16 protein-coding genes and 1 riboswitch are annotated in these 15,057 nt (G+C 59.1%); of the genes, 8 read left to right on the top strand and 8 right to left on the bottom strand.

Going from position 1 to position 15,057, the window contains the following annotated elements:
* Positions 1 to 66: 66 nt before the first annotated feature.
* Together dapF and mtaB are read left to right on the top strand one after the other, a co-directional pair.
* On the top strand, positions 67 to 909 hold the full coding sequence (gene dapF / locus ACR0C5_RS16125) for a diaminopimelate epimerase (protein ID WP_480877864.1): 843 nt from the start codon (positions 67 to 69) through the stop codon (positions 907 to 909).
* The gene (gene mtaB, locus ACR0C5_RS16130) at positions 906 to 2,162 is read left to right on the top strand and encodes a tRNA (N(6)-L-threonylcarbamoyladenosine(37)-C(2))-methylthiotransferase MtaB (RefSeq protein ID WP_170791560.1); all 1,257 of its coding nucleotides are present in this window, start codon (positions 906 to 908) and stop codon (positions 2,160 to 2,162) included. Before dapF ends, mtaB begins: the two co-directional genes overlap by 4 nt.
* A gap of 142 nt (positions 2,163 to 2,304) precedes the next feature.
* Here mtaB and ACR0C5_RS16135 read toward each other — a convergent pair whose 3' ends face one another.
* From ACR0C5_RS16135 to petA, 3 genes are read right to left on the bottom strand one after another with little or no spacing between them, the layout of a single operon-like run.
* Positions 2,305 to 3,090 carry a cytochrome c1 gene (locus ACR0C5_RS16135; protein WP_170770776.1) on the bottom strand — a complete coding sequence of 262 codons (786 nt, stop codon included), beginning with the start codon at positions 3,088 to 3,090 and terminating at the stop codon, positions 2,305 to 2,307.
* A gap of 17 nt (positions 3,091 to 3,107) precedes the next feature.
* Positions 3,108 to 4,439, bottom strand: coding sequence for a cytochrome b (petB, locus tag ACR0C5_RS16140; protein WP_480877867.1), 1,332 nt, complete (start codon positions 4,437 to 4,439; stop codon positions 3,108 to 3,110).
* Between the two features lie 11 nt (positions 4,440 to 4,450).
* Complete coding sequence (gene petA, locus ACR0C5_RS16145) at positions 4,451 to 5,035, bottom strand: ubiquinol-cytochrome c reductase iron-sulfur subunit (RefSeq protein WP_170785419.1); 585 nt, start codon at positions 5,033 to 5,035, stop codon at positions 4,451 to 4,453.
* Positions 5,036 to 5,524: 489 nt separating this feature from the next.
* Here petA and ACR0C5_RS16150 point away from each other — a divergent pair, with 489 nt between their 5' ends.
* On the top strand, positions 5,525 to 5,968 hold the full coding sequence (locus tag ACR0C5_RS16150) for a c-type cytochrome (RefSeq protein WP_480877869.1): 444 nt from the start codon (positions 5,525 to 5,527) through the stop codon (positions 5,966 to 5,968).
* Between the two features lie 2 nt (positions 5,969 to 5,970).
* Here the strand turns inward: ACR0C5_RS16150 and ACR0C5_RS16155 are convergent, their stop codons facing one another.
* The gene (locus ACR0C5_RS16155; protein WP_480877871.1) at positions 5,971 to 6,585 is read right to left on the bottom strand and encodes an FMN-binding negative transcriptional regulator; all 615 of its coding nucleotides are present in this window, start codon (positions 6,583 to 6,585) and stop codon (positions 5,971 to 5,973) included.
* 55 nt (positions 6,586 to 6,640) lie between these two features.
* Positions 6,641 to 6,789: riboswitch (FMN riboswitch) on the top strand.
* Between the two features lie 70 nt (positions 6,790 to 6,859).
* Here ACR0C5_RS16155 and ACR0C5_RS16160 point away from each other — a divergent pair.
* From ACR0C5_RS16160 to cobO, 5 genes are all read left to right on the top strand, one after another.
* Positions 6,860 to 7,300, top strand: coding sequence for a 6,7-dimethyl-8-ribityllumazine synthase (locus tag ACR0C5_RS16160; protein ID WP_480503557.1), 441 nt, complete (start codon positions 6,860 to 6,862; stop codon positions 7,298 to 7,300).
* Positions 7,301 to 7,442: 142 nt separating this feature from the next.
* Positions 7,443 to 8,543, top strand: a complete 1,101-nt coding sequence (gene aroC / locus ACR0C5_RS16165) for a chorismate synthase (RefSeq protein WP_480877873.1) — start codon at positions 7,443 to 7,445, stop codon at positions 8,541 to 8,543.
* Entirely contained in the window at positions 8,527 to 9,201 is a 675-nt protein-coding gene (locus tag ACR0C5_RS16170) for an HD domain-containing protein (protein WP_480877875.1), read from the top strand. The genes aroC and ACR0C5_RS16170 overlap by 17 nt, the downstream gene beginning before the upstream one ends.
* A gap of 32 nt (positions 9,202 to 9,233) precedes the next feature.
* On the top strand, positions 9,234 to 10,169 hold the full coding sequence (locus ACR0C5_RS16175) for a DMT family transporter (protein ID WP_480877877.1): 936 nt from the start codon (positions 9,234 to 9,236) through the stop codon (positions 10,167 to 10,169).
* 58 nt (positions 10,170 to 10,227) lie between these two features.
* Complete coding sequence (gene cobO, locus ACR0C5_RS16180; RefSeq protein ID WP_170770762.1) at positions 10,228 to 10,827, top strand: cob(I)yrinic acid a,c-diamide adenosyltransferase; 600 nt, start codon at positions 10,228 to 10,230, stop codon at positions 10,825 to 10,827.
* 53 nt (positions 10,828 to 10,880) lie between these two features.
* Here cobO and ACR0C5_RS16185 read toward each other — a convergent pair whose 3' ends face one another.
* The 4 genes from ACR0C5_RS16185 to ACR0C5_RS16200 form a co-directional block, all read right to left on the bottom strand.
* Entirely contained in the window at positions 10,881 to 12,449 is a 1,569-nt protein-coding gene (locus ACR0C5_RS16185; RefSeq protein ID WP_480877879.1) for an alkaline phosphatase D family protein, read from the bottom strand.
* Between the two features lie 133 nt (positions 12,450 to 12,582).
* Positions 12,583 to 12,948, bottom strand: coding sequence for an SPW repeat domain-containing protein (locus ACR0C5_RS16190; protein ID WP_480552566.1), 366 nt, complete (start codon positions 12,946 to 12,948; stop codon positions 12,583 to 12,585).
* A 110-nt stretch (positions 12,949 to 13,058) separates the two neighbouring features.
* A complete protein-coding gene (locus ACR0C5_RS16195; protein ID WP_170785404.1) occupies positions 13,059 to 14,009 on the bottom strand; it encodes an AraC family transcriptional regulator in 951 nt (316 codons plus the stop codon).
* Between the two features lie 126 nt (positions 14,010 to 14,135).
* Positions 14,136 to 15,002, bottom strand: a complete 867-nt coding sequence (locus ACR0C5_RS16200) for a branched-chain amino acid aminotransferase (protein ID WP_170785402.1) — start codon at positions 15,000 to 15,002, stop codon at positions 14,136 to 14,138.
* Positions 15,003 to 15,057 lie beyond the last annotated feature (55 nt).

Below are 15,057 nucleotides of genomic sequence, written 5' to 3' on the forward strand. Positions count from 1 at the left end.
GGGGGGTCAACCCCTTTTTTCAGGAATCTGCGCGATAGGGTGGATTCATTTCAAAGGCAGGGTTATATGCCCGCCATGCAACGAATACTGACTTCGGGTTTGCCCTTCATGAAGATGCACGGGCTGGGCAATGACTTTGTCATTGTGGATGCGCGTGCGCAAAGCATTGACCTAACACCAGCCCTGGCAAAGGGAATCGGGCACCGTCAGTTTGGCGTCGGCTTTGATCAGTTGGCAGTCATCGAAAACGGCGAATCGGATGCGCATCTGGTGTTCTACAACGCGGACGGGTCGACTTCGGCCGCGTGCGGCAATGCCACGCGCTGCATCGCCCGCTTCCTGATGGAGGAAACCGGCAAGCCCGAGCTGACCCTGACGACGGAACGCGGCACGCTTTATGCGCGCGACTCGGGCAACGGGCTGACCTCGGTCAATATGGGCCCGCCGCAGCTGGAGTGGCACCAGATCCCGCTGGCCGAAGAGGTTGATACGCTGGAACTGCCCATCGAAGGCGGGCCTTCGGCGACCGGAATGGGCAACCCGCACTGCACCTTTTTTGTGGACAATGCCGAGGCAATCCCGCTGGAAGAATTCGGATCGCGCTACGAATATCACCCGCTTTATCCCGAACGCACAAACGTTCAGGTGGCGCAGATCATCGGCCCCGATCACATCCGTATGCGCGTGTGGGAGCGCGGCGTGGGCATCACGCTGGCCTCTGGCTCGTCCTCCTGTGCCACAGCGGTGGCGGCTGCACGGCGCTGCTTGACCGGGCGCAAGGTGCAGATCGAACTGGACGGTGGCACGATCTGGATCGACTGGCGCGAGGATGGCGTCTGGATGACCGGCCCCACGGCCCATGTCTTCTCGGGAACGCTGACCCCTGAGTTTCTGGGGATGCTGGGATGAGCGCGCCCAAGTTCACTACTCTGGGCTGCCGCTTGAACGCCTATGAGACCGAGGCGATGAAAGAACTGTCACAACAGGCAGGCCTGTCGAACGCCGTGGTGGTGAACACCTGCGCCGTGACGGCCGAGGCCGTGCGCAAAGCCCGGCAGGAAATCCGCAAGCTGCGCCGGGAAAACCCCGATGCGCGCCTGATCGTCACCGGCTGCGCCGCCCAGACCGAACCTGAAACCTTCGCCAAAATGGACGAGGTCGACGCGGTCATCGGCAATACCGAGAAGATGCAGCCCGACACCTGGAAAGGCATGGCCGCTGATTTCATCGGTCAGACCGAGGCGGTACAGGTCGATGACATCATGTCCGTGACCGAGACTGCAGGTCACCTGATCGATGGCTTCGGCACCCGATCCCGCGCCTATGTGCAGGTCCAGAACGGCTGTGATCATCGTTGCACCTTCTGCATCATTCCCTACGGGCGTGGCAACTCGCGCAGCGTCCCTGCGGGCGTGGTGGTGGACCAAATCAAGCGGCTGGTGGACCGGGGCTATAACGAGGTCGTGCTGACCGGCGTCGACCTGACCTCATGGGGCGCTGACCTGCCTGCTCAGCCGAAGCTAGGTGATCTGGTGATGCGCATCCTCAAGCTGGTGCCGGACCTGCCGCGCTTGCGGATCAGCTCGATCGACTCGATCGAGGTCGATGAAAACCTTATGCAGGCTATCGCGACGGAACCGCGCCTGATGCCGCATTTGCACCTGTCGCTGCAACATGGCGACGATCTGATCCTGAAACGCATGAAACGCCGCCACCTGCGCGACGACGCCATCCGCTTCACCGAAGAGGCCCGCAAGCTGCGCCCTGACATGACCTTTGGCGCGGATATCATCGCAGGCTTCCCCACCGAAACGGACGCCCATTTCGAAAACTCGCTGAAACTGGTCACGGAGTGCGACCTGACCTGGCTGCACGTCTTTCCCTATTCCAAACGCGAAGGCACACCGGCCGCCCGTATCCCACAGCAAATCAACGGCAACATTGTCAAAGCCCGCGCCGCCCGGCTGCGCGCCGCCGGAGAGGTTCAGGTCGCCGAACACCTGACCGCCCAACTGGGTAAAACCCATCACATTCTGATGGAGAACCCGCATATGGGCCGTACCGAGCAATTCACCGAAGTCACCTTCACCACCCCCCAACCCGAAGGCCAGATCGTCACCGCCACGATCACCGGTCACACGAGCAGCCAACTCAAAGCCTGATCCGTCCTTCATCTGGCCATAAATATCTCGGGGATGAATTGGCCGTAGGCCAAGAAGGGGCTGGCCCCTTCACCTCGCCTGCAACAAAAAACCCCCGCAGCCTTCCGGCGCGGAGGTTTTCAATTTCAGCGATGCAAAAACCTTAGTCTTTGCGCTTACCTTTGACACCGGCCCACAGGCGCTTGTTCACCAGATACAGCAGCACCGACAGAACCGACAGGAAGATCACGCCGACAAAACCGGAATACTTGCGCTCCATCATCTTGGGCTCAGCCGTCCACATCAGGAAGGCCGCAATATCCTCGGACATGGCTTCGACCGTGGCGGGGTGGCCATCGGCGAATTCAACCTGATCATCCGACATAGGAGGTGCCATTGAAATCCATCCACCGGGGAAAGCCTTGTTCTCATAGAGAATGGTGCCGGCCTCTTCTTTTTCCTCACCGGTATAACCGTCCAGCAGCGAGGCGATGTATTCCGCACCACCCATGCCTTTGAACAGCTGGTTGATCCCCAGACCGTAAGGGCCGTGGAAGCCCGCGCGGGCTTTGGCCATCAGGCTCAGGTCCGGTGCGCCGACGCCGGTATTGGCCGGGAAGTGGTCCGTCGGGATGGCCGCACGGAAATCGTCCAGCTCGGGATCGAACACTTCGAAGTTCTCTGCCGAATAGGCGATCACTTCTTCTTCCGAGTATCCCAGCGCTTCCAGATCACGCAGAGGTACATATTGCAGGCCGTGGCAGGCCGCGCAGACCTCGGTGTAGATCTGAAGACCGCGCTGCAGCTGGTGCTTGTCCCAGGTGCCAAACGGCCCTTCGAACGAGAAGTGGAAATCCTCGATATGCTGCTCGCCGCCACCTGCCGCGAAAGACGCAGCAGGGGTAAGGGCCAAGGCAAACGCGGCACCGATTGCAAGTTTCTTGAACATGTTTCCGGTCCCTCTTCTTACTCGGCCGGCGTGGCGTCGGCGTCAGCCTTGCCATAATGCGCGTTGAAGTCTTCTTCGATCGTCTCCGGCTGTGCATCGGGCTTTTCGATGACACCCAGGATCGGCAGGATCACGAAGAAATAGGCGAACCAGTAGGCGGACGCGATCAGCGAGAAGGTCGCATAGGGCTCCTCGGCGGGCATCGCACCCAGCCACATCAGGGCAAAGAAGTCGACGATCAGCAGGTAGAACCACCATTTGAACATCGGACGGTATTTGCCCGAACGCACGGTCGATGTGTCCAGCCACGGGGCCAGCGCCATCGCCAGGATCGCGCCGAACATCGCCAGAACACCAAAGAATTTGGCGTCGATGATGCCGCCGGTGATGAAGCTGGCGAATTGCACAACCCAGACCTCGCCGGTGAAGGCACGCAGGATCGCGTAGAATGGCAGGAAGTACCATTCAGGCACGATGTGTGCCGGCGTGACCAGCGGGTTGGCTTCAATGTAGTTATCGGGGTGGCCCAGATAGTTCGGCATGAAGCCGACAACCGCCCAGAACACGACCAGGATCACGGCCAGTGCGAACAGATCCTTGATCACGAAATACGGCCAGAAGGGCAGAGTGTCTTTCTCGGCATCAGCTTTCGACGTACGGCGAACCTCAACACCCGTGGGGTTGTTGTTGCCGGTGGTGTGGAAGGCCCAGATATGCACGATCACCAGCGCCGCAATCACGAACGGCAGCAGATAGTGCAACGAGAAGAAGCGGTTCAGCGTAGCGTTATCCACCGCGGGTCCACCCAGCAGCCAGGTCTGGATCGCGTCACCAACGAAAGGGATCGCGCCAAACAGTCCGGTGATCACGGTCGCTCCCCAGAAGGACATCTGACCCCAGGGCAGAACATAGCCCATGAAGGCAGTACCCATCATCATCAGGTAAATCAGCATCCCGATGATCCACGTGATCTCACGCGGGGATTTGTACGAGCCGTAGAACAGGCCACGGAAGATGTGGATGTAGACCGCAACAAAGAACAGCGATGCGCCGTTCATGTGCAGGTAGCGCAGCATATAGCCGCCATTCACGTTGCGCATGATGTGCTCGATGCTGGCAAAGGCCAGATCAACATGCGGGGTGTAGTGCATCACCAGAACGATACCGGTGACGATTTGCAGCGCCAGGCAGAACGCCAGGACGATGCCCCAGATCCACCACCAGTTCAGGTTCTTGGGGGTGGGGATCATGATGGTGTCGTAAATCAGGCCGACGATGGGCAGGCGGCTGTTCAGCCATTTCTCGCCGTTTGTCTTCGGCTCGTAATGATCGTGGGGAATTCCGGACATCTGGGTCTCCCTTAGCCGAGTTTAATGGTGCTGTTGTCTGTCCATTCCGCAGGCGGAACAGGCAGGTTTTCAGGCGCGGGGCCTTTACGGATTCGGCCAGCCAAGTCGTAGTGCGAACCGTGGCAGGGGCAGAACCAGCCGCCAAAGTCACCGGCATCACCCAGCGGCACACAGCCCAGGTGCGTACATACGCCCATCTGAACCAGCCAGGCGCCGGGGGCTTCGCCCTCGGGCGAGGGCATGACGCGGTTTTCGTCGGTCGCGGGCGCATCAGCCGGTTGGTTGAAGTTGCGCGCCAGCGGATCGGGCAGCGCATCCAGACCTTCGGCGTCCTGCTCTTTGGCCTCTTGGATCTCGGCACCGGTGCGGTGACGGATAAAGACGGGTTTACCCAGCCATTTCACAGTCAGCTGCGTCCCCGGCTCAACGCCGCTCACGTCCACACGGATCGAGGACAGCGCCTGAACGTCTGCCGAGGGATTCATTTGGTTGATCAGGGGCCATACGGCTGCACCCGTCGCAACGACACCTGCGCCGCCAGCGACGTAGTAGAGGAAATCTCTGCGGGTGCCTTCGTGGTCTTCTGCGTGGGACACGAGGTTTTCTCCGATTCCGGCGCCCGGAGGATACCGGGCAAACATGCATCAGCACCGCATCAAAGCGGCGTCTCATCGCGGCTATCTATCCGGGAGAAATCGGTTCGTCCAGCGGTCATAGGCGCGCACTACGCCGCATCTGGGCATTCATGTCACAACGTCAGGGTATTTTTTCAAGGTCCGGGCCGGTTTGACCGGAAAAATCCACCTTTGCTCGCCCACGTCTGCTTGGGGTGATTCGGTTTGCTTTGGGCACGCCCGTCACCCTGATGGGTCTCAGTATTCTGGCCGGAGATTTCAGGTGAAATCACCCATAATTTTCCTGATTTTGGCCATGAAAATTTCAACTTTCGCCAGATTTGACCCAGCTAAATATATGAGTTCAAATTAGATATTTCAGAATGCCCAGTTGAGACGCGATTTCGATTGCACTTCAAAGATGAATGCAAGAAGGCGCGGGCAAGGACAATTCTCAGCAGGACGCATCCCATGCCCAAATTTCCCCTGATCACGTTTGTTTTCGCTCTGTCGCTGTCCTCGCAGGTCAGCGCCGCCGGGGACGCAGCCAAAGGAAAGGCGCTTTATAACCGGTGTTCCTCGTGCCACGCGATCATCAAGGGTGATGAGGTTCTGGTCAAAGGTGGAATCACCGGACCGAATCTATTTGGCGTGGTCGGGCGCGTTGCGGGTACAGAAACTGACTACTTGAATGGAAGCGAACGCCTGCCTATTGGCATGTTCACCGATGATATGATCCGCGCTGGACAAGAGGGGCTTGTCTGGACCGAAGACAACATTGCCGCCTATTCAAAAGATCCGATCCGCTTCATCAAAGACTACCTGGACGACGAAACCGCCCGCCCCAACATGAGCGTGCAGCTGAAAAAAGGTGCCGAAGATATCGCCGCCTATCTGGCCACCTTCAGCAACTGACCCTAGCGCTGGCCGCGCATCAGCGTGGCCAGCTTTGCCAAGTCCACCCCGATCCCACCGCCGACCTGATCCGCCGCCGCGAAGCGCACAGCATCGGGTTTGTTCTGATTCAGCTTCCAGGTGCCCTGAATATCATCCACCTGTATCCGACAGGGCACGATCATGCGCATCATCCGATCCAGCGCCTCGGGCGTCATCTTGTCTGTTGTCCAGGGTGGTTTGGGCAACAGCCGCTGCTCATAAAAGGCCGACTGGCGGTCCAAAAGGCCCTGCAACTCATCGTGCGGCCGCAGTTCCAGCATTCCCGTCAGATGGATCGCAACATAATTCCACGTCGGCACCTGATCTTCGACCCCGTACCAATCGGGTGAGACATAGCCGTCCGGCCCGGTGACGGCGATTTTCGCCGCGCGCGGGACTGTCAGCGCGCGGACAATCGGGTTCGACCGCACAAGATGCAATTCTGCGAACGTGCCATCTTCGCTCAGCAGGAAAGGCACATGACTGATCAAAGGAGCGCCTTCGGTGGACAACGCCACCACGCCAAAGGCCCGCGCGCGGGCAAATTCGACACTTAAGGCCTGATCTTCAGAGCGGAAAGCCGGGTTTGGGTGCATATCAAATCTCCTAACGGAACGCCTTGCAGATTCGCAGCGATCTTGGCAAGGTCCGCGTCGTTCTCAGGGCGGGGTGAAATTCCCTACCGGCGGTATGCGGGCGCTGACCCGTAAGCCCGCGAGCGGCCTCAGTACACGAGGTGACAAGCAGATCTGGTGAGAGGCCAGAGCCGACGGTTAAAGTCCGGATGAAAGAGAACGTGCAGCGTGCCCATTGGCGCGGCTGTTCGTGATCGCCTTGGGTGACGTGTCTGTTTTGCTAAGGAGATCACAAATGACACACACCCGCTATGCTTTCGTCAAAGCCAACTGGCATTCCGATATCGTCGATCAGGCGCTGGAAGGGTTCCAACAGGTCATCCCAGCCGACCAGATCGACGTCTACGATGTCCCAGGCGCGTTCGAAATGCCCCTGCTGGCGCGCGATCTAGCGCAAACCGGGCGCTACGAGGCCGTCGCCTGTGCCGCTTTTGTGGTGGATGGTGGTATCTACCGGCATGATTTCGTAGCAAAGGCGGTGGTCGACGGGTTGATGCGCGCGGGCATGGACACGGGCGTGCCGGTCCTGTCGGTCTCGCTGACCCCGCACCAGTATCAGGAAACCGACCATCACAACGCCATCTACCGCGCCCATTTCGTCGAAAAAGGCCGCGAGGCCGCCCAGGCGGCTCTGACAATCACAAAAACCCGCGCCTCAATCGTACAAGCGGCCTGATCGTTCTTCTGTTCGAAAATACCTCGGGGGAGTCGCGCCCGCGCGACGGGGGCAGCGCCCCCTTCCCCCGCTTTCCGCATGCAAATCCGCTTGAGGCCAAAGACACTCCCCGCTAATCACAATTTCCAAAGGAGCACGCCCCATGTCGATGAACAGCTTTGGACACCTCTTCCGCGTCACCACTTGGGGTGAAAGTCATGGCCCCGCCTTGGGCGCCACGGTGGATGGTTGCCCTCCGGGTGTCGCCATAGACGAAGCCATGATCCAGCACTGGCTGGACAAGCGCAAACCCGGGCAAAACAAGTTCACGACCCAGCGCCGTGAGCCCGATCAGGTGAAAATCCTTTCAGGCGTGTTCGAAGGTCAGACTACAGGCACCCCGGTTCAGCTGATGATTGAGAACACCGATCAACGTTCGAAAGACTACGGCGACATCATCGACAAGTTCCGTCCGGGACATGCCGATATCACCTACTGGCAGAAATACGGCATCCGTGACTATCGCGGCGGTGGGCGCAGCTCGGCCCGTGAAACCGCGTCGCGCGTCGCGGCCGGAGGGCTGGCACGTGAAGCGATCAAGCGGATCGCGCCCAACGTGCAGATCACAGGCTACATGACCCAAATCGGCCCACACAAAATCGACCGCGCCAATTTCGACTTGTCGCAGATCGAACAGAACCCGTTCTGGACACCTGACGCCCAAGCCGCCGACGACTGGGCCGCCTATCTGGATGACCTGCGCAAATCCGGAAACTCGGTTGGCGCTGTGGTCGAAGTCGTCGCGCGGGGCGTCCCCGCTGGGCTGGGCGCTCCGATTTATGCCAAGTTAGACACTGATCTGGCAGCCGCAATGATGTCGATCAATGCCGTCAAAGGTGTCGAGATAGGCGAAGGCATGGCCGCCGCCGAACTGACAGGTGAGGCCAACGCCGATGAGATTTTCATGGGTCAGAACGGCCCGCAATACAGCTCCAACCACGCGGGCGGAATTCTGGGCGGTATCTCGACCGGGCAGGACATCGTGGTGCGGTTTGCGGTAAAGCCGACCTCATCCATCCTGACCACACGCAAGACGATCACCAAATCGGGTGAGGAAACCGAGATCATCACCAAAGGCCGCCACGACCCCTGCGTCGGCATCCGAGCCGTCCCGGTGGGTGAGGCGATGATGGCCTGTGTGATTCTGGACCACCTGCTGCTACATCGCGGCCAGATCGGAGAAAACCGTGGACATATCGGCTGACCTGCGCAGCCGCCTGCGCGCTGTCGTGGCGCAACGCATGGAAACGGACCCGGCCCATGATCTGGCCCATCTGGACCGTGTCTGGGTAAACGCTCGGGCCATTTCCGATGACCAGACTGACATGACTGTCCTGCTTGCCGCCAGCTATCTGCACGATCTGGTCAACTTGCCAAAAGATGACCCGGATCGCCATCTGGCCTCGCGCAAGTCCGCATCGGAATCAGTGCCTATTCTGAGTGGATTTGGCTTTAGCCGCGCCCAGGTTGACGCCACCAAACATGCCATTGAGGCACATAGCTTCTCGGCTAATATCCCGCCCGAGACGCCCGAGGCACGCATCCTGCGCGATGCCGACAGGCTGGATGCGCTGGGCGCCATCGGGATTGCACGGAACTTTTCGGTCTCGGGCGCATTGGGGCGCAAGCTCTACGATGCAGCCGATCCGTTTGCGGCTGATCGCGCGCTGGATGATCTGCACTATTCGCTCGACCATTGGAAAGTGAAACTGCTGAGCTTGTCTGATGACATGCTGACTGAAACCGGGCGGCAGATCGCAAAAGCAAGGACCGCGCGTATGATCCGTTTTCTGCACGAGTTCGCCGAGGAAATCGGCAGTGACCTGCCGCGGACGTGGATAAACGGCGACGCGACCGGTTGATCTTTGCCCGTTAAAGGCGCAGGGTCCGGCCCATGGCAAAATCCTTAACATCGCATCGACCCGCCCTGGCGGTGGGTCTGAAGCTGGGCGCATTGTTCCTGTTCACGGCTATGGCCGCATTGGTCAAAGCGCTGTCGGATACGTTCCCGCCGGGCGAGATGGTCTTTTTCCGCTCGCTCTTTGCCATCCCTGTGATCATTGGCTGGCTGCTCTGGCGTGGAGAGCTGGCGCAAGGGTTGATCACCCGAAAGCCGATGGGCCACGTCTGGCGCGGTGTTCTGGGAACTTCGGCCATGGGGCTGACCTTTACGGGGCTTGCCCTGCTGCCTCTGCCCGAGGTCACGGCCATTGGCTACGCCACGCCGATCTTCACGCTGATTCTGGCGGCCGTCATTCTGGGTGAGCGCATTCGCATGATCCGTATCGGTGCTGTCGGCCTTGGGCTGCTGGGCGTTCTGATCATGATCTGGCCTCGGCTGGGCGGCAACAACATGGAAAGCACGGCAAGCCTCGGCGCGCTATGCGTTCTGGTTGCCACGATGGCGCGAGGATTCGTGCAAATCCATATCCGACAACTGGTTCAGGTCGATCACCCCGCCGCCGTGGCCTTTTACTTTTCTGTCACGGCAACGCTGCTGTCCGCCTTGACGGCATTTTGGGGATGGACCGCGCCCACGCTTGAACAGACCCTAATATTGGCTCTTGTGGGGCTGACAGGAGGGGTTGCACAGATATTGGTCACGACGTCCTACAAGTTCGCGCAAGCCTCGATGCTGGCACCTTATGACTATACCACGATGCTGTTTGCGGTGGTCATCGGCTATGTCTGGTTCGACGAGCTGCCGACTTTGGTCATGCTGGGTGGGGCAGCGTTGGTTATCGCGGGAAATGTGGTGGTGATCCTGCGCGAACGGCAACTGGGGCTGGAGCGGGCAAAAGCGCGTTCAGTCACGGATCCCAAAGGCTGATCTTTACCTTTCGCGAACTTCACCTAGGTTGGGCGCAACACAAGGAAAGGTTCCCACCATGAGTGATGCGCAGGATCACAAGGAAAAGATGCAGAAGGTGCAGGCCCAGCACCGCAAGAAAGTCTCCGAGGCCGTAGACCCCGAGCGCGGGTTGGTCCTGATCAATACCGGCAAGGGCAAGGGTAAGTCCTCGGCGGCGTTTGGTGTGGTCATTCGGGCGCTGGGCTGGGGCCAGAAAGTTGCCGTTGTGCAGTTCATCAAGGGTAAGTGGAAAACGGGTGAGCGGCGTTTCTTTGAAGAACGCGATCTGGTCACATGGCACACAATGGGCGAGGGCTTTACCTGGGACACGCAGGACCGAGAGCGTGACATCGCCGCGGCGAACGCCGCCTTTGGCAAGGCGTGTGACCTGATGGCCAGCGGGCACTATGACCTGGTGGTTTTGGACGAGATCAACATTGCCCTTCGGTACGAGTATCTGTCGGTCGAGCAGGTCATTGATGGGCTGAATGCACGCTCGGACAAAACCAGCGTGTTTCTTACGGGCCGCGACGCGCCGCAGGCGCTGCGTGACTATGCAGATCTTGTCACCGAAATGACGGAAGAGAAACACCCGTTCCAAGCTGGTATCAAAGCCCAGCGCGGCGTGGATTTTTAAGTGTTGGAATGACAGAGTGCCACTGATCATAAGTCTGGGGCGCTCTGATCCCATTAAATTGCGCGAGACTTTGGGTCCAGCGTGATCGACCACAGCTCGGTATCGGCGCGGTCCATCAGACGCACTGTCATCTGCTCGGTGGCTCCGTCGATATCCACCAATCCAAAGAACTGCAGACCGGCGCTGGGGGGTAGATTGACACCTTGTCCCTCGGCCGGGGCTTTGACGAATTTGACCTCGGGGCCGAAGGTCCCATCCAAGGCGTTCGGCCCAAAAGTTCCGGCATGCAGCGGGCCCGAGACGAATTCCCAGAACGGCTCAAAATCCTGGAATTGCGCTTTGTTAGGGTCGTAATAGTGCGCGGCGGTATAGTGAACGTCAGCGGTGAACCAGACCGTATTGGTGATCCCGGCGGTTTTGATAAATTGCAGCAGTTCGGCAATCTCCAACTCGCGCCCTTTGGCGGGGCCGCTATCGCCGTTTGCGATGGCTTCGGCCCCGGCTTGTTCCCGCCAGTTGTCCCAGACGATCAGACCGATTGGCATGTCGGATGCGATAACCTTCCACGTCGCCTCGGACGCGGCGAGTTCCCGTTTCAGCCAAGCCAGTTGCTCGGCCCCTAGAATGCGGGACTGATCAGTGATCTCATCCTCCATCGAGGCCCCGTTCGGCCCGCGATAGCTGCGTAGGTCCAAAAAGAACACGTCCAGCATTGGACCATATGCGATCTTGCGATACACCCGCCCCGGCTCGGCCGGGGTGATGCGCAGCGGTGTCATTTCGTGGAAGGCACGGGCAGCGCGGGATTGCAGCACGTGCACCGATTTCTCAGAATAGCGGTCGTCCGAGATCAGGTCTTTCGCATCCGACCAGTTGTTCACGACCTCATGGTCATCCCACTGAAAGAAGGTCGGGCAGACGGCGTTCATAGAGCGCACATGCTCGTCCATCATATTGTATTTCCACTGACCACGGAATTCGTCCAGCGTTTCAGCCACTTTGCGTTTCTCGTCGATCAGGGTTGTGTTTTTCCAGATCAGTTGATCGCCCTTGACGACCTCATCCTGCATCGGACCATCGGCATAAATCGTGTCGCCCGAGTGGATGAAGAAATCGGGCTTGTGCTGCGCCATGGTGGCGTAGGTGCGCATCCCTTCGTCGTCGATGCCCCAACCCTGCCCAGCGGTATCGCCCGACCAGGCAAAGCGGATATTCCGGCGTGAGGTTGGTGCAGTGCGAAATTGGCCAATAATAGGCTCTGATATGGCGCTAATGTCGTATAGATCCGCTGCGGTAAACCGATAGAAGATGTCCTGATCCGACGGCAACCCGTCGACCAACCGCTTGACGGCCAAGTCGCTGTTGGGGATTGCATCCATAGGGGTCAGTTTGCGCGCATCGGTAAAGCTCTCGGTGGTCGAGACCTCCATCATCACGCGAGCCGGTCGATCGGTGCGAGTCCAGATCATACCCGAGGTGGTGTCAACATCACCCGACTGAACGCCGTGGGTGAAAACCGGGCGCGAGGATGCGCGGCTGATGGCGGGCATGGACAGTGATGCGGCAAAGGCGGTGCTGCCAGCCAGAAAGGCGCGGCGGTTGGGGCGAAGGATTCGGGTCATTTGGGCTCTCCTGTCTGGTGGCCCTTCAGGACCACGCAATTGGTGAGCGGCAGTGAGCCACCTGTTTGTAAAACAAGCGGCTCAGTTTTTTGAAAGTATCACGATGATATTGTGACACTTGTGGATAAGGTGCTTAGGCCGTGACTTCCTGTTCCGGCGCGCTGAGTGCGATCACGACAACAACTGCCGCACCGTTCACCCAGTAGAATACCGCATCCAGGCCGGAAAATCCAAGCAGGCTGGGCGCAGCAAGGAAGGTCAGCCCGACCAGAAGATCGACTGTCAGGTGCAGTTTATAGGGCAGCACACGCCAAATCCCCAGATGGTGATCGGTCAGCACGGTCAGCACAAATGCTGCGACGCCGGTCACGACCGACAGCCACAGCGCCAGCGGGTTGGATTGGCCTAGACCCAGTATGAATGGCAAGGTCATCAGCGCAATGGCAACGGGGTAATCCAGATAGGCGTGAATGTTGCGGGTCACGAAACGGGCAGACATGGAAGGTTCCTTTCCTTAGCTTGGTATGAGTCCAAGTTAGATCAGTAACCCCGAACGCATCAGTCCGGATCGTTCGCATGATATTGCAGATCGTCCAAAATTCCGTCGCTTCAGTGCATGGCTCGATAAGCCGCCGGGGACAGACCGACCTGCTTCTTGAACACGCGCGAGAATGCGGCCTCGGACGCATAGCCTACTTCTGCAGCTGCGTCCGCGACGTTCCAGCGGCTTTCGGTCAGACCATGGCAGGCGATCTGCATGCGCCAGTCGGTCAGGTATTGCATCGGAGTCGTGCCCATCTTTTCGGCGAATAATTGGGCAAAGGCCGTGCGTGACATCCCGGCCTCGCGGGCCAGCAACTCGACGCTCCAGTCCTGCGCCGGAGACTGGTGGAAAGCTGTCAGCGCGCGTGACACGCGGGGATCAGCAAACCCAGCCAAGGCAGATTCGCTGGGGCTTTGATGTTCCAGATGGGCGCGGATGGCTTGGGCAAACAGCACTTCGGATAGTTTCAGCGCAATCAGATCGCCGCCAATGCGGGCGCCGCTGACCTCGGACCCGATCATGCGCAGGGTCGATTCGATCCAGGCTCCGGCCTCTTCGCCGTAGTTCTCGATCAGGATATAGGGGGGCAGCCGGTCGATTAGCATATGTCCCGTGCCCTGCCGCCCCGGCGGGCCGGTGAACGAGAAATGCCCGCAGATCAGCTGCGTATCCCGGCTTTTGTCCTCGCCGCCATAGACCAGAACGCCGTCGCCTTGGTAGCCGGATTTTTCCAGCACCTCTTCCAAAGGCAAAGCGTCCAGCGGTTTAACCTCATTGCAGAGCAGAGCATGCGCGGACCCGTGCGGGATCAGGATCAGGTCGCCTTGCCGTAGCCGCAGTGTTTCGCCGGTGGTCGAGACATGCACCTTCAGCTCGCCCCGCTGTACAAAGTGAAACCGGGCCACGTTTTCGAAGGCTGGCACCTGGACGCCAAAGGGCGGCGTGAACGATGTGCGGAAGTAGAACGTGCCTTTTAGGGACAGGCGCGTGAGGATATCGCTGAGCAGGTCTAACATATGCTTAACCTAAACGATTATGCGCATACATCCATGGGTTCGAACGATCTGCAATAAATCCCGCACGTTTGGCAAAAGAAAACCCCCGCGGATCCGCGGGGGTTCGTTAGAATTGGTTGTTTGGGATCAGGCGCGGACCAACGCCTCATAGTCCGAGGCGATCTCGCGGGTGAGGTCGCCTACCTCGAACGTATAATCGCCAATTTGCCCGACCGGAGTGACCTCGGCCGCTGTACCGGTCAGCCAGCATTGTTCGAATTCGGCCATTTCCTCGGGCTTGATGCGGCGTTCGTGGACAGTGATGCCCTTGTCTTTCAGCATCTGAATGACGGTCTGGCGGGTGATGCCGTTCAAAAAGCAGTCGGCTAGAGGGGTGTGAACTTCACCATCTTTGACGAAGAAGACATTGGCGCCGGTAGCCTCGGCCACATAGCCGTTGTAGTCCATGAACAAGGCATCCGAGCATCCCTTGGCCTCGGCTTTGTGCTTGGAGATGGTGCAGATCATGTAGAGACCCGCCGCTTTTGCGTGAACCGGGATGGTTTCGGGGCTGGGGCGTTTCCATTCTGCGATATCCAGCTTCGCACCCTGCATCTTGGCGTCGCCGTAGTATGCGCCCCAAGGCCAGACAGCCACGGCCATCCGCACCGGGTTCTTGGCCGATGCGACGCCCATATCCTCACCCGAGCCGCGCCAGACCAGAACGCGCACATAGGCGTCCTGCAGTCCGCTGGCTTTCAGGGTTTCTTCCTTGGCGGCCTCGATATCGTCCACCGAATACGGCATTGGCATGTCCAGAGCCTCGGCCGAGGCGATCAGACGCTCGGAGTGTTCGCGGCTTTTGAAGATTTTGCCGCCATAGGCGCGTTCGCCTTCAAAGACCGAAGACGCATAGTGCATCGCATGGGTCAGGATGTGTACATTGGCCTCGCGCCAGGGCACCAGTTTGCCATCCAACCAGATGACACCATCACGATCATCATATCCCGACATGCGAAACCTCCTGAACCGGGCTGAAATTTCCGATTGTTGCGTTATTTAAGTCCGA

This window comes from Ruegeria sp. N8 (assembly GCF_056531325.1).